21 protein-coding genes are annotated in these 22,235 nt (G+C 64.9%); 10 read left to right on the forward strand and 11 right to left on the reverse strand.

Features of this window, described 5'->3' with window-relative positions:
- Positions 1–124 precede the first annotated feature (124 nt).
- Together aceB and NCT32_RS05835 are read right to left on the reverse strand one after the other, a co-directional pair.
- On the reverse strand, positions 125–1,735 hold the full coding sequence (gene aceB / locus NCT32_RS05830; RefSeq protein WP_061117600.1) for a malate synthase A: 1,611 nt from the start codon (positions 1,733–1,735) through the stop codon (positions 125–127).
- A 53-nt stretch (positions 1,736–1,788) separates the two neighbouring features.
- Positions 1,789–2,610: a haloacid dehalogenase type II gene (locus tag NCT32_RS05835; RefSeq protein WP_061117599.1), complete on the reverse strand. Its 822-nt coding sequence runs from the start codon at positions 2,608–2,610 to the stop codon at positions 1,789–1,791.
- Between the two features lie 138 nt (positions 2,611–2,748).
- Between NCT32_RS05835 and NCT32_RS05840 the strand changes: the two genes are divergently transcribed.
- On the forward strand, positions 2,749–3,651 hold the full coding sequence (locus NCT32_RS05840; protein ID WP_061117598.1) for a LysR family transcriptional regulator: 903 nt from the start codon (positions 2,749–2,751) through the stop codon (positions 3,649–3,651).
- A gap of 155 nt (positions 3,652–3,806) precedes the next feature.
- Positions 3,807–4,241, forward strand: coding sequence for a universal stress protein (locus NCT32_RS05845; RefSeq protein WP_008350148.1), 435 nt, complete (start codon positions 3,807–3,809; stop codon positions 4,239–4,241).
- 124 nt (positions 4,242–4,365) lie between these two features.
- Here NCT32_RS05845 and aceA read toward each other — a convergent pair whose 3' ends face one another.
- From aceA to NCT32_RS05860, 3 genes are all read right to left on the reverse strand, one after another.
- The gene (gene aceA, locus NCT32_RS05850) at positions 4,366–5,673 is read right to left on the reverse strand and encodes an isocitrate lyase (RefSeq protein ID WP_061117597.1); all 1,308 of its coding nucleotides are present in this window, start codon (positions 5,671–5,673) and stop codon (positions 4,366–4,368) included.
- 395 nt (positions 5,674–6,068) lie between these two features.
- A complete protein-coding gene (locus NCT32_RS05855) occupies positions 6,069–7,673 on the reverse strand; it encodes a DEAD/DEAH box helicase (RefSeq protein WP_061117637.1) in 1,605 nt (534 codons plus the stop codon).
- Between the two features lie 459 nt (positions 7,674–8,132).
- On the reverse strand, positions 8,133–8,402 hold the full coding sequence (locus tag NCT32_RS05860; RefSeq protein WP_061117596.1) for an acyl-CoA-binding protein: 270 nt from the start codon (positions 8,400–8,402) through the stop codon (positions 8,133–8,135).
- A 167-nt stretch (positions 8,403–8,569) separates the two neighbouring features.
- Between NCT32_RS05860 and tsaB the strand changes: the two genes are divergently transcribed.
- The 4 genes from tsaB to NCT32_RS05880 are packed head-to-tail and all read left to right on the forward strand — an operon-like array spanning position 8,570 to position 11,700.
- The gene (tsaB, locus tag NCT32_RS05865; RefSeq protein ID WP_061117595.1) at positions 8,570–9,349 is read left to right on the forward strand and encodes a tRNA (adenosine(37)-N6)-threonylcarbamoyltransferase complex dimerization subunit type 1 TsaB; all 780 of its coding nucleotides are present in this window, start codon (positions 8,570–8,572) and stop codon (positions 9,347–9,349) included.
- Positions 9,346–9,840: a ribosomal protein S18-alanine N-acetyltransferase gene (gene rimI / locus NCT32_RS05870; protein ID WP_061117594.1), complete on the forward strand. Its 495-nt coding sequence runs from the start codon at positions 9,346–9,348 to the stop codon at positions 9,838–9,840. Before tsaB ends, rimI begins: the two co-directional genes overlap by 4 nt.
- Positions 9,827–10,726, forward strand: coding sequence for a uracil-DNA glycosylase family protein (locus NCT32_RS05875; protein WP_061117593.1), 900 nt, complete (start codon positions 9,827–9,829; stop codon positions 10,724–10,726). Before rimI ends, NCT32_RS05875 begins: the two co-directional genes overlap by 14 nt.
- A complete protein-coding gene (locus NCT32_RS05880; protein WP_061117592.1) occupies positions 10,726–11,700 on the forward strand; it encodes a DUF1853 family protein in 975 nt (324 codons plus the stop codon). Before NCT32_RS05875 ends, NCT32_RS05880 begins: the two co-directional genes overlap by 1 nt.
- 13 nt (positions 11,701–11,713) lie before the next feature.
- Here the strand turns inward: NCT32_RS05880 and thiD are convergent, their stop codons facing one another.
- Genes thiD through lplT form a run of 4 tightly spaced genes read right to left on the reverse strand, consistent with a single transcriptional unit; the run spans position 11,714 to position 15,361 of the window.
- Complete coding sequence (gene thiD / locus NCT32_RS05885; protein ID WP_061117591.1) at positions 11,714–12,526, reverse strand: bifunctional hydroxymethylpyrimidine kinase/phosphomethylpyrimidine kinase; 813 nt, start codon at positions 12,524–12,526, stop codon at positions 11,714–11,716.
- Positions 12,527–12,533: 7 nt separating this feature from the next.
- Positions 12,534–13,181 carry a thiamine phosphate synthase gene (gene thiE / locus NCT32_RS05890; protein WP_061117590.1) on the reverse strand — a complete coding sequence of 216 codons (648 nt, stop codon included), beginning with the start codon at positions 13,179–13,181 and terminating at the stop codon, positions 12,534–12,536.
- Positions 13,182–13,183: 2 nt separating this feature from the next.
- Entirely contained in the window at positions 13,184–13,999 is an 816-nt protein-coding gene (gene thiM, locus NCT32_RS05895) for a hydroxyethylthiazole kinase (RefSeq protein WP_061117589.1), read from the reverse strand.
- A gap of 54 nt (positions 14,000–14,053) precedes the next feature.
- A complete protein-coding gene (gene lplT, locus NCT32_RS05900) occupies positions 14,054–15,361 on the reverse strand; it encodes a lysophospholipid transporter LplT (RefSeq protein WP_250490001.1) in 1,308 nt (435 codons plus the stop codon).
- Positions 15,362–15,642: 281 nt separating this feature from the next.
- On the opposite strand from lplT, the gene alr reads away from it, so the two are divergent.
- From alr to NCT32_RS05915, 3 genes are all read left to right on the forward strand, one after another.
- Positions 15,643–16,713 carry an alanine racemase gene (gene alr / locus NCT32_RS05905; RefSeq protein WP_061117587.1) on the forward strand — a complete coding sequence of 357 codons (1,071 nt, stop codon included), beginning with the start codon at positions 15,643–15,645 and terminating at the stop codon, positions 16,711–16,713.
- Positions 16,714–16,754: 41 nt separating this feature from the next.
- Positions 16,755–18,140, forward strand: a complete 1,386-nt coding sequence (gene radA, locus NCT32_RS05910; protein WP_061117586.1) for a DNA repair protein RadA — start codon at positions 16,755–16,757, stop codon at positions 18,138–18,140.
- Positions 18,141–18,316: 176 nt separating this feature from the next.
- Positions 18,317–18,580, forward strand: a complete 264-nt coding sequence (locus NCT32_RS05915; protein WP_061117585.1) for a DUF2866 domain-containing protein — start codon at positions 18,317–18,319, stop codon at positions 18,578–18,580.
- Between the two features lie 12 nt (positions 18,581–18,592).
- Here NCT32_RS05915 and NCT32_RS05920 read toward each other — a convergent pair whose 3' ends face one another.
- Both NCT32_RS05920 and NCT32_RS05925 read right to left on the reverse strand, forming a co-directional pair.
- Entirely contained in the window at positions 18,593–19,618 is a 1,026-nt protein-coding gene (locus tag NCT32_RS05920) for a CaiB/BaiF CoA-transferase family protein (protein ID WP_061117584.1), read from the reverse strand.
- 15 nt (positions 19,619–19,633) lie between these two features.
- Positions 19,634–21,574 (reverse strand): ATP-binding cassette domain-containing protein, encoded by a 1,941-nt coding sequence (locus NCT32_RS05925; RefSeq protein ID WP_061117583.1) that lies wholly within the window; start codon positions 21,572–21,574, stop codon positions 19,634–19,636.
- A 158-nt stretch (positions 21,575–21,732) separates the two neighbouring features.
- Here NCT32_RS05925 and NCT32_RS05930 point away from each other — a divergent pair, with 158 nt between their 5' ends.
- A complete protein-coding gene (locus tag NCT32_RS05930) occupies positions 21,733–22,224 on the forward strand; it encodes a glutathione peroxidase (protein ID WP_061117582.1) in 492 nt (163 codons plus the stop codon).
- The last annotated feature ends 11 nt before the right edge of the window (positions 22,225–22,235 follow it).

A 22,235-nucleotide genomic window follows, 5' to 3' on the forward strand; every position in this document is an offset into this window, starting at 1 on the left:
GCGACCGGGTCGTCAAATCCCGCCCTAAACGGTACACCGTTCGTTATCTAAGAAAAGACCTTAACTGAACGGCATTACGGCCCTGAGGCCGTTTTTTCGCCATGTGCCGGAACGCTCGTGACGCTCAGATTTCCTCGTACAGCGGCAGCGTCAGAAACTCGGTGAACTGCGCCGACGTCGACATGTCCTCGAAGATCTTCGCGGCGCGCTCGTACGGCTTCGTGTCGGCGCCCGACGCGCCGACGGCCTGCTTCACCTTCTCCAGTTCGTCGATGGTGATCTCGCGCACCATCGCAGCCGTGACCTTGCGGCCGTCGTCGAGCTTGCCCTTCGGCGAGCGGATCCATTGCCACACTTGCGAGCGCGAAATTTCCGCGGTCGCGGCGTCTTCCATCAGGTTGTGGATCGGCACGCAGCCATTTCCCGCGAGCCACGAACCGAGATAGTGGATGCCGACGTTCACGTTGTTGCGCAGGCCCGCTTCGGTGATCGGCTCTTCCGGACGGAAGTCGAGCAGATCGCGCGCCGTGACCTGCACGTCGGTGCGCTGCTTCTCGATCTGATTCGGCTTGTCGCCGAGCACCTTCACGAACTCTTCCATCGCCACCGGCACTAGTCCCGGATGCGCGACCCACCCGCCGTCGTAGCCGTCGGTCGCGTCGCGCGCCTTGTCGGAGCGCACGCCGCCCATCGCCTTGTCATTCGCGGCCGGATCGTTCTTGATCGGAATCAGCGCGGACATGCCGCCGATCGCCGGCGCATTGCGCTTGTGGCAGGTCTTCAGCAGCTCGAGCGCGTAAGCGCGCATGAAAGGCGAGGTCATCGTGATCTTCGCGCGGTCGGCAAGGCAGAAGTCCGTGTCGTTTTTGAACTTCTTGATCGCCGAGAAGATGTAATCCCAGCGGCCCGCATTCAGTCCGGCGCTATGCTCGCGCAGTTCGTACAGGATCTCGTCCATCTCGAAGGCGGCGAGAATGGTTTCGACGAGTACCGTCGCGCGGATCGTGCCGCGCGCAATGCCGACGCCTTCCTGCGCCGCGATGAAGATGTCGTTCCACAGGCGCGCTTCGAGATGGCTTTCCATCTTCGGCAGATAGAAGTAGGGGCCGCTGCCGCGCGCGATCAGTTCCTTCGCGTTGTGAAAGAGAAAGAGCGCGAAATCGAAGATGCCGCCCGAGACGCGCTCACCATCGACGGTCACGTGCTTTTCATCCAGATGCCAGCCGCGCGGGCGCACGATCAGGGTCGCGATCGTGTCATTGAGCTTGTACGACTTGCCGTTCTGCTCCAGCGAGATCGTGCGGCGCACCGCTTCCTTCAGGTTGATCTGGCCGACGATCTGGTTGTCCCAGCTCGGCGCGTTCGAATCCTCGAAGTCCGTCATGTACGAATCCGCGCCGGAGTTGAGCGCGTTGATGATCATCTTGCGCTCCACCGGGCCGGTGATTTCGACGCGCCGGCGTTGCAGGTCCTTCGGCAGCGGCGCGACTTTCCAGTCCCCTTCGCGGATCGATTTCGTTGCTTCGAGGAAGCCGGGGCGCTCGCCCGCATCGAGACGCCTGGTGCGCTCGACGCGCGCTGCGAGCAATTGCTGACGGCGCGGCTCGAACTGACGATGCAGCGCGGCGACGAACGCGAGCGCCTCGGGCGTCAGGATGGTCTCGTAGCCGGGCTTGATGTCGGCTGAGATTGCCATGCCTTTCGGAAGCGAAAGCGGGTTCGATGGATGCGTCATGGTTTTCTCCTTGGTCGGTCAGACGGTTTTGCGAGTGGTTGTGCTTGAAGCGATCAGAGGGCAGCCGGCGGATCGATGCCGGGCGGCCTGCGCGCGCTGCCTGTCTTGCGGCCGCGCGACGCGCTTGCCGCGCGCGCCGCGCCGCCTTCGATGAAAGCGATGAGTTCGGCCATGCCGCGGCCGCTGCCGTGCGGCGCGACACCGAGTTCCTCGAACGGCAGCGCGGCGCGGTTGATCCAGAACGTCGTGTAGCCGAACCATGTCGCGCCGGCGACATTCCAGCCGTTGCTCGACACGAACACGATGTCGCGCGCGGCGGCGCCGAACGCGCGCGTCCCGAGCGCGTACGCAGCGGCGGCGGGCTTGTAGGCGCGCGCGGAATCGGCGGACAGCACGTGATCGAAAAGCCCGCTCATGCCGGCGCTTTTCACGGCGACGTCGAGCATCGGCGGATTGCCGTTCGAGAGAATCGCGAGGGGCATGGCGAGGCCGTCGCGCAACGATCTGAGCGCGGGCACGGTGTCGGGAAACGCGGAGAGGCACGCGTATTCGTCCATCAGCCGCTTCTCGGCGGCGCTCGTCAGCGCGTCGGCGAGCTTCAGGCGCGCGGCCGCGTGGCGCAGCGCATCGACCGTGATCGTCCAGAACGGCTCGTAGTGCGCTCCGGACGGATCGGCGAGCGTGCGCAGTTGCGTGTATTCGATCTGCTTGCGACGCCAGAGCTTCGAAAGCGCCTCGCCGTGGCCGGGAAAAAGCTGCTCGGCGGCCGCGACGACGGAATGGACGTCGAAGAGCGTGCCGTAGGCGTCGAAGATGACTGCTCGGGGAAGCCGGGAGGATTCGAAGGACGATGCGGGTGTCGTTATGGCCGACATAGCCATGCGCTCCGGTTTAGAGGTCGAAGTCATTCTATTCGTGATCGAAGTGATGGAAAAAGCACCGCAGGATCACTTGATCTTTTACTTTTACTTATCTAATCTGACCGTGCGTCCACACATTGACGACGAACACGCATGGATCGATTCAAGCAGATAGAAACCTTTGCCTCGGTCGCGGCGAAGGGCAGCCTGTCGGCGGCGGCGCAGGCGGAGGGCATCGCGCCGGCTGTCATCGGACGCAGGCTCGACGCGCTCGAGGAGCGGCTCGGCGTGAAACTGCTCGTGCGTACGACGCGAAAAATCACGCTCACCTTCGAAGGCTCCGCTTTTCTCGAGGACTGCCAGCGCATCATCAATGACATGCAGAACGCGGAGGCGAGCGTGTCGGCGGGCGGCGTGAAGGCGAGCGGGCATTTGCGCGTGTCCGCGCCGGCGGGCTTCGGACGGCGTCACGTGGCGTCGCTCGTGCCGAAGTTCACGACGCTGCATCCGGATGTGTCCGTCAGCCTCGATCTGACCGACCGCATGGTCGATCTCGTGAACGAAGGCTTCGATTGCGCGGTGCGCCTGGGCGAACTGCCGGATTCGTCGCTCGTGTCTCTGAAACTCGGGGAGAACCGGCGCGTGTGTGTCGCGTCGCCGGACTATCTCGCGAAGCGCGGCGAGCCCGCCGATCTTGCCGCGCTTGCCCATCACAATTGCCTTGCGCTCGGTGCATCGGCGAATCAGCAACGTGGCTGGGTGTTCGAGCAGGATGGCAAGGTCGTGACGATCAAGGTGTCCGGCACGATGGAGTGCTCGGACGGCGCGGTGCTGCATGAATGGTGTCTCGAAGGCCGCGGACTCGCGTGGCGCTCGTGGTGGGAAGTAGGGGAGGACATCGGCGCGGGGCGTCTCGTGAGCGTGCTCGATGCGTTCGCCGCGCCGCCGATCGGCATTCATGCGGTGTTTCCGCAGAGAAGGCATTTGCCGTTGCGCGTGCGGTTGTTTCTCGATTTGCTCAAGCATACGTATAACGCGACGGGGTATTGGCGGTGAATCTGCGGATTGCGAGAAACTTCGGATTCCTATGCGGGCGGTGTGACTGACCGCTCAAAGCGGCACGTCGCCGCGCACATGCATCGAAACTTTCTCCGCGTCCGTCCCGGTTACTACAATAGAACCACGCACTTACACGTGACGCGGAGGACGCCATGTTCAAACACATCCTCGTGCCGACCGACGGCTCCGAGCTATCGCAGAAGGCCATCGACGGCGCGATCGATCTCGCGCAATCCGTTGGCGCGCGCATCACCGCTTACGCGTGCCTGCCTCAATATCCGTATTCGCCTTTCGCCGATGTCGCCGTCGAGCCGCCTGACGACTTCCATGCCCGCGCCGAGAACGAAGCGCGCGAGCATCTGCGCGCCGTCGAGCGTGCCGCCGAGAGCGCCGGCGTGCCCTGCACGAGCGTGACGAGCATCGATGCCGCGCCGTATATCGGCATCATCGAGGCGGCGGAGCAAAATGGCTGCGACGTGATTCTGATGGCATCGCACGGACGCCGTGGACTGGGAAGCTTGCTTATCGGCAGCGAAACGCAGCGCGTGCTGACGCATACGAAGATTCCGGTCATCGTGTACCGCTGATGCCTCAAACGGAAGCGCACCCGGTGCGCTTTCGTTTGAGCGGCGGCCGTCGCGCGATACTGCGTGCGCCACGGCCGCTGCTTCTTTTCAACGCTCTCCCTGATTCACCCTGCCTGACGCGGTATCACGCAACCTTCTTGTCGAAGAACTGCTCGTCTTCGGTCGAGCCGTGCAGCGCGGTCGTCGACGACTCCTTCTCGACCGTCTGCGTCACGGCGTCGAAGTAGCCCGTGCCCACTTCGCGCTGATGCTTCACCGCCGTGAAGCCCTTGTCGGCGGCGGCGAATTCGGCCTGCTGCAACTCGACGAACGCGCTCATCTGCGAACGGGCGTAACCGTGCGCGAGGTTGAACATCGAGTAGTTCAGCGCATGGAAGCCCGCGAGCGTGATGAACTGGAACTTGTAGCCCATCGCGCCGAGCTCGCGCTGGAACTTGGCAATGGTCGCGTCGTCCAGATTTTTCTTCCAGTTGAACGACGGCGAGCAGTTGTACGACAGCATCTTGTCCGGGAACTGCTTGTGGATTGCCTCGGCGAACTTCTTCGCGTATTCGAGATCCGGCTTGCCGGTTTCGCACCACACGAGATCCGCGTAAGGCGCGTAGGCGAGGCCGCGCGAGACTGCCTGGTCGAGGCCCGGCTTCGTGCGGAAGAAGCCTTCCACGGTGCGCTCGCCGGTCAGGAACGGCTTGTCGTTCTCGTCGATGTCGGACGTGACGAGATCGGCGGCTTCGGCATCGGTGCGCGCGATGAGCAGCGTGGGCACGCCGCACACGTCCGCAGCCAGCCGCGCGGCCGACAGCTTCGCGACGTTCTCGCGCGTCGGAACAAGGACCTTCCCGCCCATATGGCCGCACTTCTTGACCGACGCCAGTTGATCCTCGAAGTGTACGCCCGCGGCGCCGGCCTCGATCATCGCCTTCATCAGTTCGAACGCGTTGAGCACGCCGCCGAAGCCCGCTTCAGCATCGGCCACGATGGGCGCGAAGTAGTCGATATAGCCTTCATCGCCCGGATTCTTGCCTTCCGACCATTGGATCTGATCGGCGCGCGTGAGCGTGTTGTTGATCCGCTTCACGACGAGCGGCACCGAATTCGCCGGATACAGCGACTGGTCCGGATACATTTCGCCCGCGACGTTGGCGTCGCCGGCCACCTGCCAGCCCGACAGATAGATCGCCTTGAGGCCGGCCTTGACCTGCTGCATCGCCTGGTTGCCGGTCAATGCGCCGAGCGCGTTGACGAACGGCTCCTCGTGAATCGACGCCCACAGCCGCTCGGCGCCACGGCGTGCGAGCGTGTGCTCCGGCTGCACCGAGCCGCGCAGACGCACGACGTCATCCGCCGAGTAGCCGCGCTTGATGCCTTTCCAGCGCGGATCGCTTTCCCATTGCTGCTGGAGTTGCTGAGCTTGTTGTTGGCGTGAGGTCATAGCGTTTCTCCTTGAGATTGGACTGAACGACGAATCTTGAACCGGTGTTCCTGAACGACTTGAGCTCCGATGCGCCTGATCTGGCAGCCTGCGTTTGCTCAACTCTTATATAAGAGTCTAGGCAAATGACACTCTGCGAAACACCCCCGGGAGGAGATTTTCAGATAATTTTTAAGCTTAATATTCAATGAGATACGGCTTGCATATCGTATCGCGGAATGTCTTTTTCTATCTTGCAACGAGCAGATTTGTGCCGCGCAGCACATCTTTTGCGACGCAAAAGACCATTGCACATCGTGGAATATGGCCAAGGGGCGAAAAAAAACCGATGCGCTGGGCATCGGTTCTTTTTTCGACTCGGAAAGCGGCGTTCTGATCCGCCTCCTTAAAGCCGCTTAGCTGCCGCGGCGCGGTGCGCGCGGGCCGTCGTTGCGGCGTGCGCTGTAGCCGTCGCGCGAGCCGAAGCCGCCTTCGCCACGATTGCCGCCGCGATAGCCGCCATCGCTGTTGCCGCTGCGATAGCCGCCGCCGTCGCGCGAACCTGCGTTCGACTTGTTGCCGTAGCCGCTGGCGTTGCTCGCGCCGTAGCCGCGGCCGCTGCTGCTGCCACCGCCGCTACCGCCGAAACGACGACCGCCGCCGTTGCCGGCCGGTCGGCCACGACCGCCACCGAAACCGCCTTTCGGCGGCGCCTTGCGCGGCTCGAAGCCCGCAACGACATTCACCGGCAGCGGCGTGCGCACGAAACGCTCGATGCGCTTGAGCGCACCCATCTCGGCGTAATGCACGAGGCTCACCGCCGTGCCGCTACGGCCGGCACGACCGGTACGGCCGATTCGGTGCACATAGTCTTCCGCGAACTTCGGCAGGTCGTAGTTGAAGACGTGCGTGATGCCCGGAATGTCGATGCCGCGCGCGGCGACGTCGGTTGCGACCAGCACGCGCACACGGCGCTCGCGCAGTGCGCGAATCGTGCGATTGCGCGCGCCTTGCGGCAGGTCGCCGTGCAGCGCGGCGGACTCGAAGCCCGCATCGGCGAGACGAGTGGCGATGAGATCGGCGTCGCTCTTCGTCGCCGTGAACACGATCGCCTGATCGAGCCCGGAGTCGCGCAACAGATGATCGAGCAGACGATCCTTGTGATCGCGGTCATCGACGTAATGCACGGCTTGCGCGATATTGCCGTTCGCTTCGAGCTTCTGCACGATCTCGATGCGCTCGGGATCCTTCAGCAGACGCCCGGTCAGCGACGTGATCTTGTTGTCGATGGTCGCGGAGAAGAGCAGCGTCTGGCGCGAGGCCGGCGTAGCATCGACGATGCGCTCGATATCTTCGATGAAGCCCATGTCGAGCATGCGGTCGGCTTCGTCGAGCACGAGCATGTTGAGGCTCGACAGATCGATGCGGCCGCGTTCCAGGTGATCGATCAGGCGTCCCGGCGTCGCGACGAGAATCTCGGGATTCTTTGCAAGCAGCATCAACTGCTGGCCATAGGCAACACCGCCGAGAATGCTGACGGTGCGCAGACGGCGCAGGTGCTTGCCGTACGTGGTCGCGGCGGTGGAAACCTGCATCGCGAGTTCGCGTGTCGGCGTGAGCACGAGCAGGCGCGGGCGCGCGACCGGCTGCGGACGGCGGCTGCGGGCGTTCGGGTCCCGCGGCTCGCGCGGTTGCTGCGCTTCCTGCTTTTGCAGTTGCGAGAATTTTTCGATGGCCGGCAGCATGAACGCCGCCGTCTTGCCCGAACCGGTCGGGCTCGAGACGAGCAGGTCGCGACCGGCGAGCGCGGCGGGAATCGCGCGCTGCTGCACGGGCGTCGGGTTCTGATAGCCTGCGGCGGTCAGTGCGGACACGATGTCGGCGCACAGGCCGAGCGATTCGAAAGTGGGGCCGGCGGGTTTTTCGACGGGTGCGTCGATGACCGGAGTATCGGCCGTGGGGGTGATGCCAATGTTTGCTGCGAGATTGTCCAACGGGCTAGCGGTGAAGCTCGAAGTCATGTCGATCCTTGAAACGAGGAATAAGGCGTCGGCGCCAATCGGCATACCCAAGTCGTTGGATTCAGCGAGCGAAGAAACAGCGAGCAAATCGAAAAACGGGGGCTACTCGCGCGAACGTGCGGCGAGCATGTTTTGTTAGAAGCTGTATCGGATACGGCAGGCTCGATCGTTCAACTGAGAACGACGGGCGCTGACGTCAGCCTGATGCATGACGGGCCGCGAAACATACTGCGCGCAATACGACCGCGCAACGGCCTAGCAGGGAGGGGACAGTTTCTAAACTGGATTGGGGCGAAACGCTACGAAGCGCCTTGCTGCGCGAGGCTTTGCCGAAAAGCAGGCAACCCGCAGTCGAGCGCTAACCGCTAGTATATCCGACTTTGCTGCACTGCGCCACATATTGGCGCATGACCGCGCCATCGTCGGGCATCGACGGCGCAGGTGGGATTCGCAGTCGCGTCAGGCCGCTTCGCCGCGCTTGAGCGACGCGACGAGTTCCACATAGCGCGTTTTCGCTTCGTCGGCGGGCGTGCCTTCGAGCGCGGCCCACGCCTCATATTTGTATTTCCCGGCGATGTCCGTGAAACCCGGCTTCTTACCTTGCACATCGCCGATGCTCGCCTGCTTGAACAACGCGTAAAGACGCAACAGCGTCAGATTTCCGGGTCGTTCGGGCAGTTGGGCCACGTCGGCCTGGGCCTGACTGAATTGTTGGTCGATGTCGGTCATGCGTTCTCCGTTCTTATCGGGATAGGTCCAGCGATCTTAGCAAGCGGGGCGCGCGAGACAGGTCGAGGCTTTCCTCCAACCGAGGACGTCTTCCAGACGCGATTCGGATCGCGGCGCCTCTGGCGATCCCGCCGATGCTGCGCATGTCCCGCATTACAATACCGGCTATGACACGCACCGTTTTGCTCGCCCTCGACACGTCGACAGAGTTTTGCTCCGTCGCGCTCCTGCTCGCCGATACCGCTTCTGCCTCCGTTCAATCCGCCGCCGCGCCTCAGTACGTCAACGGCGACACGCGCGTCTGGCTGCGCCACGAGGCGACAGGCGCCGTCTCGAGCACGCGCCTGTTGCCGGCCGTGCGCGAGCTTTTCGACGATGCCGGTCTCGCGCTCGCCGATTGCGCCGCGATCGCATTCGGCGCAGGGCCCGGCTCGTTCACCGGTCTGCGCACCGCGACGGGCGTCGCGCAAGGGCTGGCGTTCGGCCTGAACGTGCCGGTCGTCCCGGTGAGCACGCTGCTCGCATGCGCGGAAGCCGCGCGGCTGAACGATCCGTCGATCCCACCGCGCGTGATCGCGGCGCTCGATGCCCGTATGGACGAGGTGTACTGGGCCGACTTCGAATTCGATGCAGTCGCCGGCGAATGGCGCACGCTGCACGCCGCCGCGCTCGATGCGCCCGGCGCGCTGCCGCTGCCCGGCGTGCCGTTCGCACTCGCCGGCAATGCAGCGGCCGCGTTCGGCGAGCGCCTGCCGGCGGTGGCCGCCGCCGCCCGTGTCGATGGTGAAGCGTTGCCGCACGCGTTGCCGGTCGCGCTCATCGGCTTGCGCGAATTTCGGGCGGGTCGTACGGTCGCGCCCGAGCACGCCGCGCCGGAATACGTGCGGGACAAGGTCGCCCAGACCACGGCGGAGCGCATTCGCGCTCGCGAGGAGGCGCTTCGGTGAGCGGGGTGTTGCTCGCGGATCGGTATCTCACGCCGATGACCGAAGCCGACCTCGACGAAGTCGCCGCGGTCGAAAAGCTCGCCTACGAGTTTCCCTGGAGCCGCGGCAATTTCCAGGATTCGCTGCGCAACGGCTATTACGGCGTGTGCCTGCGTCATGTGACCGGCACGTTGATCGGCTATTGCGTGCTGATGCCCGTCGTCGACGAGATGCATCTGCTCAACCTGTGCGTCGCGCCGTCGGCGCAGCGCGCGGGCGCGGGCCTCACGCTGCTTCGCGAAGCGGTGCGCATCACCCGCACGGAGAAGCTCGAAGGCGTGCTGCTCGAAGTGCGGCCGTCCAATCCGCGCGCGATCCAGCTTTACGAGCGCTTCGGCTTCACGGCCATCGGTCGTCGCAAGAACTATTACCCCGCGCGGCATCGCTCGCGCGAGGACGCAATCGTCATGCGTCTGTCGTTCACGAAGGAGAGTGCGCATGGCGCTCGATGATTCGCTGATTGAAGAACTGGGAATCGGACCGGTCTGGGTCCGGCGAGGTGTCGCGTCCGTGGCGCCGGTCGAGGACGAACGTCCGCCCGCCGAGTCCGCCGCGCTGGTTTCGGAAGCGCCCGCGCCCGTCGGGATGCGGCAAGCGCCGCAGCCTGCCGCGCCGCCTTCCGCCCTGCAGCCGGAATCCGACGTGCCGCCCGTCGATGCCTACGACGATCTTCCCTGGACCGACGACGCGCCCGCCCACGCCGAAGCCGCCGTCGTCGAAGCGCCGAGCGACGTCCATACGCTCGACTGGGATGCGCTCGCCGAGCGTGTCGCGAACTGCGAGCGCTGCCGCTTGTGCGAGCGCCGCACGAACACGGTTTTCGGTGTCGGCGATCGCGAAGCGGACTGGATGCTGATCGGCGAGGCGCCGGGCGAGAACGAGGACAAGCAGGGCGAGCCGTTCGTCGGCCAGGCAGGCAAGCTGCTGGATAACATGCTGCGCGCGCTCACGTTGTCGCGTCAGTCGAACGTCTATATCGCCAACGTGATCAAGTGCCGCCCGCCGGGCAACCGCAATCCCGAGCTCGATGAAGTCGCGCGCTGCGAGCCTTATCTGCAACGGCAAGTCGAGCTCGTGAAGCCGAAGGTCATCGTCGCGATGGGGCGCTTTGCCGCGCAAAGTCTCCTGAAGAACGAGGCGAGCATCGCGTCGATGCGCGGTCGCGTGCACGAATATCGCGGCGTGCCGGTCATCGTCACGTATCACCCGGCGTATCTGTTGCGCAGCCTCCAGGACAAGGCAAAGGCGTGGGCCGATCTCTGTCTCGCGCGCAACACGTATCGCGAGGCGCTCGCCGCGCTCGGCGTGGAGCAGGGAGCGGAGAAGGGCGGCATCTGATGACCACGCAGGCGAGTGAGCTCACGCGACTCGTCGATTGTTTCGACGACGTCACGGTCCGCGATCTCGCCTGGCTGCTTTTCGCTCCTGATCTGCTGCGCGAGGGTGAAGCTACGCTGGCGCATCCGTTCGCCTCGGCGCAAGAGCGTGACGCGACGCTCGCCTGGCTCGGGACGCTCGATGCCGCGCCACAATCGCTCCACGATCACGCGCACGATCCCAAGTTCACGCGCCTCGGCATCTATGCCGAGAGCCTCATCCGCTTCTTCCTCTCGCACGGGCCCGCTGCGCGCCTCGTCGCGGCGAACGTGCCGTTGCGGCGACAGCGGCGCACCATCGGCGAATGCGATTTTCTGCTCGAATCGACGCACGGCGCGCGGCTGCACTGGGAACTGGCGGTGAAGTTCTACCTGCATATCGGCGATGCCGATGCAGCGTGCCCGGTGCGCCTGGCCGACTACGTCGGACCGAATCTCCAGGATCGCTTCGACCTGAAGTACGCGCGGCTCGTCACGCATCAGCTCGCCCTGACCTCGCGCGCGGAGTTCGCCGCGCTCGGCTTCGGAGGGCCGTGGCGCGCGCAGTTATTCATCAAGGGGCGGCTCTTCTATCACGGCCGCGAAGACGAGCACATCAAGCCCGCGCCCGAGATCGGCGCAAGTCATTTGCGCGGATGGTGGCTGACGGCGTCGGAATGGCGCGAGGCGCGGGCGAACGTATCCGACGATGAACGCGCGTGGGTCGTGCAGCCGCGCATGGCGTGGCTCGCGTCGCGGCTCGACGCGGCTGCCGCCGCGACACTGATCGCGGAATCGGATGCGATCCGCACGCGTCTGGAAACGACCGTCGCGCCGACGATGATCGCCGCTTATGCGCGTGACGCCGCCGGGAAATGGGTCGAGGAATCGCGCGGTTTCATCGTGCCGGACGACTGGCCTGAGCGTGCGCGCGCATTCGCCGGGTCGGCGCCGTGACCAACCGCGCCGATCACCACCAGCGATAGAAGTGATGCACCGGCCCGACGCCATGACCGACGTCGAGCCGCACGCTCGCCTCGATCGCGCCGGTCAGATAGCGCTTCGCTTCGGCCGTCGCGCTCGCGAGATCATCGGTTTGCGGGATCAGCGCCGCGATCGCCGACGACAGCGTGCAGCCCGTGCCGTGCGTATTCTTGAGCGGCACGCGCGCGCCGCCGAGCCGCAGCGACCCGCTCGCCTCGATGAGCCAGTCGGGGCTATCGGATGATGCGAGATGGCCGCCTTTCATCAGCACGGCCTGCGCGCCGAGCGTGCGCAAAGCTTCGCCCTGACGGACCATTGCGTCTTCATCGACGGCGCTTTCGGTGCCGAGCAGCGCCGCCGCTTCGGGCAGATTCGGCGTGACGAGCGTCGCGAGCGGCAGCAGTTCGTCGCGCAGCGCCGCGACCGCGTCCGGCGCGAGCAGCGCGTGATTGCTCTTCGAGATCATGACGGTGTCGAGCACCACATGCGTCGGCCGATGACGCTTCAGCGCATCGGCGACCGCGCGCACGATGCCCGCGTTCGCCAGCATGCCGATCTTCACGGCATCGATGCGGATGTCGTCGAACACGGCGTCGAGCTGCGCGGTGATGAAGGCCGGTTCCGGCGCATGAACCGCCGTGACGCCGCGCGTGTTCTGCGCGGTGAGCGCCGTGACGACGCTCGCGCCGTACGCACCGAGCGCGGAGAAGGCCTTCAGATCGGCCTGGATGCCCGCGCCGCCGCCCGAGTCGGAGCCGGCGATCGTGAGCACGTTGGGAATAGGGTTCGTTGCGGACATATCGGGATCAGGTTCGGGCGCGCACGATGGTCGCGCGCAATGCCGCGGCTGCTTTGCGCGGGTCGGCGGCCTTGCAGATTGCGGAGACCACGGCGAGACCGGCGGGTTTTGCGCGCATCACGTCGGCGGCGTTATGCGCCTGGATGCCGCCGATCGCCACGGTCGGCAGGCGCGCGGCCGCGCAGATATCAGCGAGGCCGTCGATGCCGCAGGGCATGGAGGCGTCGGTTTTCGTCGGCGTTGCGTACACCGGGCCCGCGCCGAGATAGTCGATGACGCCCGCGAGCTTTTCCGCGTCCGCGGTTTCATCGAGATTCGACACCGACAATCCGATCAGCGCATCTGGCCCGAGCAACCGCCGCGCGGCATCGGCGGGAAGATCGCGTTGCCCGAGATGCACCCCATCGGCGCCGACGGCCAGCGCGACATCGACATGATCGTTGATGACGAACGGCACGCCGTGCGCGCGCGTGAGCGGCAGCAACGCGCGCGCGAGCTCGAGCCATGCGCGCTTGTGCCATTCGGGCGCGCGAAGTTGCACGATGGTCGCGCCGCCCTCGAGCGCGGCGCGCGCAACGGCGATCGCGGCATCGTGGCCGCCGCACTGCACGGGATCGAGCACGAGATAGAGCGAGAGGTCGAACGAAGCGCGCATGATCAGCCCGACACGATGTCGCGCTGCACGAGCGTCTTGTCGAACGCTGCGGCGTCGAGCGAGCCGAGCCGGTCCAGATACGCGACGGCAAAGCTGCCGGGCAGGGCGGCGTCGCGCGCGGCGAGTTCGCCCGCGATAGTCGAATACGCGATCGCGGCGAGCGTCGCGGCCCAGAACTCGTCGCGATCCGACGCCGTGCCGACGAACGCCGCAACCGTCGCGGAGAGGGCGCAGCCGACGCCCGTCACGCGCGTCATCAACGGGGAGCCGTTCGACAGCGCGATCACGCGACGGCCATCGGTCACGTAATCGGTCTCGCCCGTCACCGCAACGACGGCCTGCGTCTTCAGTGCCAGGACTTGCGCGGCATCGAGCGCGGCATCGGTGGCGGCGGTGCTGTCGACACCGCGACCGCTCGCCGCGCCCCCCGACAGGCTGATGATCTCCGACGCATTGCCGCGAATCACCGCGGGCTTCGAATCGAGCAGATCGAGCGCGAACTCGGTGCGAAACGAAAGCGGGCCGACCGCGACCGGGTCGAGCACCCACGGCTTGCCCGCGCCGTTGGCGGCATCGACGGCGGCGCGGATCGCGCGGCTCTGCGGCACGTCGAGCGTGCCGAGATTGACCGACAGCGCGTTGGCGAGCGGCGCGAACTCGCCGACTTCCTCGCGCGCGACAACCATCGCCGGCGCGGCGCCGATCGCGAGCAGCACGTTCGCGGTGAAATTGGTGACGACGAGATTCGTCAGGCAGTGCACGAGCGGCGCGCGTTCGCGCACGCGGTTGACGAACGAGAAGAGATCGGCGGCGAGCATGATGAGAGTCTGTCGAAGACGAGGACGAAGACGAAGACGAAGGCGCGCGACGCGTCAGTGCCGCGCTTCACCGATCAGCGCGACCGAATCGAACGCGCGCTGATTGGCCTGATGCCGCCGCATCACGAAGTACATCATCAGGCAGACGAACGAGCCGAACAGCACGATGACGAACTGGATCGGCATGTCGAGCCACACGAGCACCGCGTAAAGGCACAGCATGACGAGCACCGATAGATTCTCGTTGAAGTTCTGCACGGCGATGGAATGCCCGGCGGAAAGCAGCACGTGGCCGCGATGCTGGAGCAGCGCGTTCATCGGTACGACGAAGAAGCCCGACAGGCCGCCCACGATCATCAGGAACACATACGCGACTAGCAGATAGCCGGGGAAGTGCATCTTGCCGAAGTAGATGCCCCAGTGCGCGGGAAAGAGGTGGCGTGTGTAGAACGCCATCAGCATCACGGCGAGGCCCATGACGATGCCGACCGGCAGCACGCTGAGCGAGCGCTTGAGCGGCACACGCGCGGCCGCGAGCACCGCGCCCGCCGCGACGCCGACGGCGATCACGGCCTGCAGGATCGCTGCCTGGGACAGCGTCATGCCGAGCGACACTTCGGCCCATTTCAGCACGATGAACTGCAGCGTCGCGCCCGCGCCCCAGAAGAGCGTGGTGACGGCGAGCGAGATCTGGCCGAGCTTGTCGCGCCACAGCACCAGAAAACAGTCGGCGAAATCGGTGATGAGCTTGAGCGGCCGCGTCTCCTGCTTCGGATAGCGCGCGCCGGTGTCGGGGATGCGCAGGTTGAACATCGCGGCGACCGCGTACATCAGCACAATGACGAGCATTGCGGCTTCGGCGGGCGTGTGGATGCGCGGAATATTCAGTGACAGCAGATGACTTGCGATATGCGGGCTGATGAGCGCGCCGCCCATCACGGTGCCGAGAATGATCGAGCCGACGGTCGTGCCTTCGATCCAGCCGTTCGCGGCGACGAGGCGGTCGGCTGGGAGCAGTTCGGTGAGAATGCCGTATTTTGCCGGTGAATACGCGGCGGCGCCGAATCCGACGATGCCGTACGCGAGCAACGGATGCGCGCCGAGGAGCATCGTCAGACAGCCGACGACCTTGATCGAATTGGTCACGAACATCACGCGGCCCTTGGGCCTGGAATCCGCGAAAGCGCCGACGAAAGCCGCGAGAATCACGTACGACAGGACGAAGAACAGCTTGAGCAGCGGCGTCATCCAGTTCGGGGCGTGAAGGTCTTTCAGCAGTGCGATGGCAGCGATCAGTAGTGCGTTATCGGCCAGCGAAGAGAAAAACTGCGCGGCCATGATGGTGTAAAAACCTTTTTTCATCTGATCCGAAGCTTTCCTCACTGCGGGTGATCCGCCCCGAGCGCCTGTCATGCACTCGGGCTTATGCCTTTCGAAATGGGTTGTGCGCACGGCTTTATAACACGAAAATAGGCGCATTCTGACTAGCAGTAATCTCGATCGGGCGAGAAATGACACGTTCGTGCCTGAGATTCCTCATAACATACTGATTCGCAAGGCGTCCCGGTCGGAGCAGCGCGGCGCGTCCCGCTGTCGTATGCTCACCTTTTTGACCGCACTCACTGCAATTCCACCAAACGCTCATGCCTCGCCCCCTTTCTGCAACGATTCACACCGCCGCACTCGCCAACAACCTCGCCATTGCACGCAAGTACGCGCCGAAATCCAAGATCTGGGCCGTCGTCAAGGCCAATGCGTATGGCCACGGACTCGCCCGGGCGTTCCCCGGGTTGCGCGCGACGGACGGCTTTGGCCTTCTCGACCTCGAAGAAGCCGCGAAGTTGCGTGAACTGGGCTGGGCGGGGCCGATTCTTTTGCTCGAGGGCTTTTTCCGGCCCACGGACATCGACGTAATCGACCGCTACAGCCTGACCACGGCCGTTCACTGCGACGAGCAGTTGCGCATGCTGGAAATGGCGCGCCTCTCGAAGCCCATCAACATCCAGCTGAAGATGAACAGCGGCATGAACCGCCTCGGTTACACGCCGGAGAAATTTCGCGCCGCGTGGGAGCGGGCGCGCGCCGTGCAGGGCGTCGGCCAGATCACGCTCATGACCCATTTTTCCGATGCCGACGGCCCGCGCGGCATTGCGCATCAACTGGAGGCATTCGAGCGCGGCGCGGAAGGCATTGCGGGCGCACGCAGCCTCGCCAATTCGGCGGCCGTGCTGTGGCACCCGGACGCGCATGTGGACTGGGTGCGGCCGGGCATCATGCTCTACGGCGCGTCGCCTTCGGGCGTCACCGCCGACATCGCCGGCACCGGGCTCAAACCCGCGATGACGTTCCAGTCCGAGCTGATTGCCGTGCAGACCGTCGACGCGGGAAGCAGCATCGGTTATGGCTCCACCTATACGGCGAACGCGCCGATGCGCGTCGGCGTGGTCGCGTGCGGCTACGCGGACGGGTATCCGCGCGTGGCGCCGGAAGGCACGCCCGTGATCGTCGATGGCGTGAGGACGAAGCTCGTCGGCCGCGTGTCGATGGACATGCTGACGGTCGACCTCACCCCGTGCCCCAGCGCGGGCATCGGCTCGCGCGTCGAGCTGTGGGGCGCGAATCTGCCGATCGACGACGTTGCCAGTGCGGCGGGCACCGTCGGCTATGAACTCATGTGCGCGATCGCGCAGCGCGTGCCGGTGCGCGCGGAGTAACTCTTTCAGCATCATTAACGCAATTCGAAGCAAGGCTCTGTGTGGCGAAAGCAGCAAAAGCAAAAACGCTCTATACGTGTAGCGAATGCGGCGGACAGGCGCCGAAATGGACCGGCCAGTGCGCCGCGTGCGGGGCGTGGAACACGCTGGTGGAATCGGTGGAACAGGCGGCATCCGCGCATCGCTTTCAGGCGCTCGCGAAGAGTTCGCCGGTGCGAAAGCTCGCCGAAATCGAGGCGTCGGACGTGCCGCGCTTCACGACTGGAGTCGGTGAATTCGACCGTGTTCTCGGCGGCGGGCTGGTGCCGGGCGGCGTGGTTCTGATCGGCGGCGATCCGGGCATCGGCAAATCGACGCTTCTGTTGCAATCGCTCGCCGAGATCGCGCGCGAGCGGCCCGCGCTCTATGTGAGCGGCGAGGAGTCCGGCGCGCAGATCGCGTTGCGCGCGCAGCGCCTCGGGCTGATCGGCGACGCGAGCGCGGCGGGCGATCTTGCGCTGCTGGCGGAAATCCAGCTCGAAAAAATTCAGGCGACGATCGACGAGCACCGCCCGGAAGTCGCTGTGATCGATTCCATCCAGACCATCTACTCGGAGGCGCTGACGTCCGCACCCGGCTCGGTCGCACAGGTGCGCGAGTGCGCGGCGCAACTGACGCGCATTGCCAAGCAGACGGGCACGTCGATCATCATGGTCGGTCACGTGACGAAGGAGGGCAGTCTCGCGGGGCCGCGCGTGCTCGAGCACATCGTCGATACGGTGCTGTATTTCGAGGGCGATACGCATTCGTCGTTCAGGCTCGTGCGCGCGTTCAAGAATCGATTCGGCGCGGTCAACGAGCTCGGCGTCTTCGCGATGACGGAAAAAGGCTTGCGCGGCGTCGCGAATCCGTCGGCGCTGTTCCTGTCGCAGCACGAGCAGAGTGTCCCGGGTTCGTGCGTGCTCGTGACGCAGGAAGGCTCGCGGCCGCTGCTGGTCGAGGTGCAGGCGCTCGTCGATACGGCGCACGTGCCCAATCCGCGCCGGCTCGCGGTCGGTCTCGAGCAGAACCGGCTGGCGCTCTTGCTGGCGGTGTTGCACAGGCACGCGGGCATCGCGTGCTTCGATCAGGACGTGTTCCTGAATGCGGTCGGCGGCGTGAAGATCACCGAGCCCGCCGCCGATCTGGCCGTGCTGCTCGCCATTCACTCGTCGATGCGCAACAAGCCGCTGCCCAAGGGCCTCATCACATTCGGAGAAGTAGGCCTGGCGGGCGAGATCCGGCCCTCGCCGCGCGGTCAGGACCGCCTGAAGGAAGCCGCGAAGCTCGGTTTCTCAATGGCGCTGATTCCGAAGGCGAACGCGCCGAAACAGGCGATCGACGGTCTGAAGGTGGTCGCGGTGGACCGTATCGAGGAAGCGATCGACCGGGTTCGCGACCTTGAATGACCGGTTGATCGGACCCTTCGTAACGCGGCGTAAGAATCCGGTTGCGCAATGTAACCCAAGCGATGCGCGGTTTTTCTATCCTTGCAGGGCTACCTCATTAGGGTAAGTTCGCGGCCAACTTCGCTAAAAGGCGGCGCAAGAAGCGAAGTGACCGGAAGGATCGAGAGGACCACGCATTGAAACACGCCAAATCAACCCGGCCGAAGCCCGCGTTCCATCTGCGCGGATGCCGCGTTTCCGCGCCGCTTCAGCAGCCTTGGGGAAGCGGTTGCCGAATTGTCGAATGGATCGACGAGCAAGGGCAGATCTCGCGCCGCGTCGTCGCGGCCGACATCACCGAGGACGAAGTCGTCGCGACCATTCGCCAGCATGTGACGGGCCGCAAGCACGTGCTCATCGACGACGAACACCAGCCGCGCCAGGTCTTGCCTCGGCGGTAGGCTTTCCGCTTTTCAGGTTGCGTCGCGGCGAAAGAGCGGATGCGCCGCCGCTTCGGCGGGTGTGAGCACAGGCGCGACGCAGCAATCGAGCGGCTCCAGCAGAGTCATCCATTCGTCGCGCGTGCGTTCGCGAAAGCGCGCGGCAAGCTCCGCCGACAATTCCGCCGCATCCGCGCCGCCGATCGCCTGGCCGAGGCTCCAGTGCCGCGTCGCCCAGTCGGGGCGGCCGAGCGCCTCGCACAACGTCTGCCAGAACTTCAGTTCCAGTGCGCCGACCGCGACGAAGCGGTCATCGCGCGTGCGATATACGTCGTAACAGGGCACGCCGCCGTTCAGAAGGCCCGCGCCGGCGCGCGTCCCCGATTCATTGGCGCTGGCGAGCGCGATGTGCGCCATCACGTTGTGGGCGTGCGTCGCGTGCGTCATCGACACGTTCAGACAGCGCCCTTCGCCGCCGCGGGCGACATGCCACGCCGCCGCGAGTATTTCCATGACGGCCGAGAGTGCCCCGCCGAGCAGATCCGCCAGCTGAAAACCCGGTGCGACGGGCGTGCCGTCGCGCGTCGCGAGCTGATCGAGCACGCCCGCATAGGCGATGTAGTTCAAATCGTGACCGGCCTTGTGCGCGAACGGACCGTCGCTGCCGAAACCCGTGATCGCGCAATAGACGATCTTCGGATTCGCCTCGCGCAATACGTCATAGCCGACGCCGAGGCGCGCCATCACCGAAGGGCGGAAGCTCTCGACCAGCACATCCGCGTCCCGCGCGAGTTCGATGAGCTTCGCGCGGCCTTCGTCGGTCTTGAGATCGAGCGTGAGCTGCCGCTTGCCACGATTGACGATGCGATAGAACGCGCTCGGCGTACCGCTTTGCCGGTCGGCTTCGGTTTGCAGCATCGTGCGCGCGTAGTCGCCTTCACCAGGCGGCTCGATTTTGAGCACGTCCGCGCCGAGTTCGGCGAGACGCAAGGTGGCGACGGGACCGGGAAGCAGCCGCGTCAGATCCAGCACGCGCAGGCCGGTGAGAGAAGGCGTCAAGTCGTCGATCTCCGGTTATGAGCCGATTTGCGCCAGTTCCTCGTGCGCTTCCAGCCACTCCATTTCGAGCGTTTCGAGGCGCGCATTGACTTCGCCCTGACGGCGGATCGTCTCGGTGAGCTTCGCCTTCATGGCGGCTTCGTAGCTCACCGGGTCGGCGACGAACGCATCGAGCTGCGTCTTCTCCGCGTTGAGCTTCTCCATCTCCTTCTCGATTTTCGCGATGCGCGACTGCAGCGGCTTCTTCAGATGCGCGAGCTTCTGCCTCTCCTGAGCTTCCTGCCGACGCTGTTCCTTGCGATTGAGCCCGCCGTCCTGCGCGTCGCCCGATGCCGCGCCGCCGGCTTCCTTTGCCGCCGCGCGCGTCTCGGCGGCGTGTTGCAGGAGCCAGTCGCGGTAGTCATCGAGATCGCCGTCGAACGGGCTCAGGCGATGTTTCGCGACGAGCATGAAGGTATCGGTCGTCGCGCGCAGCAGGTGCCGGTCGTGCGACACGAGAATCAGCGTGCCTTCGAATTGCGCGAGCGCCATCGTCAAAGCGTGGCGCGTTTCGAGGTCCAGGTGGTTGGTCGGCTCGTCGAGCAACAGCAGATTCGGCTTCTGCCAGATGATGAGCGCCAGCGCGAGCCGCGCCTTCTCGCCGCCCGAGAAGGGCGCGATTTTCGCTGTCGCCATGTCGCCGGAGAAGTTGAAGCTGCCGAGGAAATCGCGCAGTTCCTGCTCGCGCGTGTCGGGCGCGAGGCGCGCGAGATGGGCAAGCGCCGAATCGTCGGGGCGCAGTGTTTCGAGCTGATGCTGCGCGAAATAGCCGATTTTCAGGCCCTTGCCCTGCCGGACGCCGCCAGAGAGCGGTTCGAGCGTCTGCGCGAGCGTTTTGATGAGCGTCGACTTGCCCTGGCCGTTCGCGCCGAGCAACCCGATGCGCTGTCCGTTCTGGATCGACATCGTCACGCCCTCGACGATCGGAATCTCGTCGCCTGCATCGTTGTGATAGCCGCAGCGCACGCTCTCCATGACCATCATCGGATTGGGCGCGGCATCGGGCTCGCGGAATTCGAACGTGAAGGGCGAACTCGCATGCGCGGGCGCGATCAGCTCCATCTTCTCCAGCGCCTTCACCCGGCTTTGCGCCTGTTTCGCCTTGGTCGCCTTGGCCTTGAAGCGGTCGATGAAGCTCTGCAGATGCGCGACGGTCTTCTGCTGCTTTTCATACGCGCTCTGCTGCAGCGCGATCTGCTGCGCGCGCAGCACTTCGAACTGGCTGTAATTGCCGCCGTAACGCTTCACCTGACGATTCTCGAGATGCAGCGTGACATTGCAGACCGAATCGAGAAACTCGCGGTCGTGCGAAATGACGACGAGCGTGCCCGGATAGCGGCCGAGCCAGTCTTCCAGCCAGACGATGGCGTCGAGGTCGAGGTGGTTGGTCGGCTCATCGAGAAGCAGCAGGTCGGACGGGCACATCAGCGCCTGAGCGAGATTCAGGCGCATGCGCCAGCCGCCCGAAAAGCTCGTTACCGGCTCGCGCGTCTGCTCAAGCGTGAAGCCGAGGCCGAGCAGCAGCGTTTCGGCGCGCGCGGGCGCGGTGTAGCCGTCGGCGTCCGCGAAGGCGGCGTGGGCTTCCGCTTCGGCTGCGCCTTCGTGCGCGGCGGAGGCCGCCGCGATGCGCGCTTCGATCTCGCGCAGATGCGTGTCGCCATCGAGCGTGTAGTCGAGCGCGCTGCGGTCCACTGCGGGCGTTTCCTGCGCGACATGCGCGATGCGCCACGACGGCGGCATCGAGAAATCGCCGCCGTCCGCGTGCAACTCGCCGCGCAGCACGGAAAAGAGCGTGGACTTGCCTGCGCCGTTCGCGCCGACGAGACCGGCTTTCTCGCCCGGATTGAGCGTGAAGCTCGTGTCTTCGAAGAGCGGCTTGGTGCCGCGGGACAGGCTGAACTGATTGAAGCGGATCACGTCGGATTGGCGGCGAAAAGGGCGCGGCTTTGAGGGAAAGCGCTATTTTAGACTGGACCGGTTGCGAGGCAGGGGTCGGCCGTTCGGCCGATGGCAGGCGAACGCGCGCCGGGTTAGCATCGCCTATCATTCACCGACTTCATTTCGCGGAGCACGCCATGAGCGCAGCCAACGAAGGCATCTACGGCTTTTCGGCCGAAACACTCGACGGCGCGACCGTCGGTCTCGACATCTACCGCGACAAGGTGCTGCTCATCGTGAATACGGCGAGCGAATGCGGTTTCACACCGCAGTACAAGGGTTTGCAGGAGATCTATCAGCAATTTGCGGGGCGCGGTTTCGAGGTGCTGGGTTTTCCGTGCAACCAGTTCGGCAAGCAGGAACCGGGCGACGCGGGGCAGATCGGCGCGTTCTGCGAGAAAAACTACGGCGTGACGTTTCCGATGTTCGCCAAGATCGAGGTGAACGGCGCGAACGCGCATCCGCTCTACAAGTATCTGAAGGACAAGGAACCCGGCCTGCTCGGCATCGAGGCCATCAAATGGAACTTCACGAAGTTCCTGGTCGACCGGAAAGGGAGCGTCGTCAAGCGTTTTGCGCCGCAGACGAAGCCCGAATCGATCACGGACGACATCGAGAAACTGCTCTGAGCGGCGCGCGC

Source organism: Caballeronia sp. INML2 (assembly GCF_023631365.1).
Classification (GTDB): Bacteria; Pseudomonadota; Gammaproteobacteria; order Burkholderiales; family Burkholderiaceae; genus Caballeronia; species Caballeronia turbans.

Excerpts from the sequence above, each read along its gene's own strand:
- aceB (WP_061117600.1), bottom strand. The coding sequence starts at position 1,735 with ATGACGCATCCATCGAACCCGCTTTCGCTTCCGAAAGGCATGGCAATC.
- NCT32_RS05835 (WP_061117599.1), bottom strand. The coding sequence starts at position 2,610 with ATGTCGGCCATAACGACACCCGCATCGTCCTTCGAATCCTCCCGGCTT.
- NCT32_RS05840 (WP_061117598.1), top strand. The coding sequence starts at position 2,749 with ATGGATCGATTCAAGCAGATAGAAACCTTTGCCTCGGTCGCGGCGAAG.
- NCT32_RS05845 (WP_008350148.1), top strand. The coding sequence starts at position 3,807 with ATGTTCAAACACATCCTCGTGCCGACCGACGGCTCCGAGCTATCGCAG.
- aceA (WP_061117597.1), bottom strand. The coding sequence starts at position 5,673 with ATGACCTCACGCCAACAACAAGCTCAGCAACTCCAGCAGCAATGGGAA.
- NCT32_RS05855 (WP_061117637.1), bottom strand. The coding sequence starts at position 7,673 with ATGACTTCGAGCTTCACCGCTAGCCCGTTGGACAATCTCGCAGCAAAC.
- NCT32_RS05860 (WP_061117596.1), bottom strand. The coding sequence starts at position 8,402 with ATGACCGACATCGACCAACAATTCAGTCAGGCCCAGGCCGACGTGGCC.
- tsaB (WP_061117595.1), top strand. The coding sequence starts at position 8,570 with ATGACACGCACCGTTTTGCTCGCCCTCGACACGTCGACAGAGTTTTGC.
- NCT32_RS05875 (WP_061117593.1), top strand. The coding sequence starts at position 9,827 with ATGGCGCTCGATGATTCGCTGATTGAAGAACTGGGAATCGGACCGGTC.
- NCT32_RS05880 (WP_061117592.1), top strand. The coding sequence starts at position 10,726 with ATGACCACGCAGGCGAGTGAGCTCACGCGACTCGTCGATTGTTTCGAC.
- thiD (WP_061117591.1), bottom strand. The coding sequence starts at position 12,526 with ATGTCCGCAACGAACCCTATTCCCAACGTGCTCACGATCGCCGGCTCC.
- thiE (WP_061117590.1), bottom strand. The coding sequence starts at position 13,181 with ATGCGCGCTTCGTTCGACCTCTCGCTCTATCTCGTGCTCGATCCCGTG.
- thiM (WP_061117589.1), bottom strand. The coding sequence starts at position 13,999 with ATGCTCGCCGCCGATCTCTTCTCGTTCGTCAACCGCGTGCGCGAACGC.
- lplT (WP_250490001.1), bottom strand. The coding sequence starts at position 15,361 with ATGAAAAAAGGTTTTTACACCATCATGGCCGCGCAGTTTTTCTCTTCG.
- alr (WP_061117587.1), top strand. The coding sequence starts at position 15,643 with ATGCCTCGCCCCCTTTCTGCAACGATTCACACCGCCGCACTCGCCAAC.
- NCT32_RS05930 (WP_061117582.1), top strand. The coding sequence starts at position 21,733 with ATGAGCGCAGCCAACGAAGGCATCTACGGCTTTTCGGCCGAAACACTC.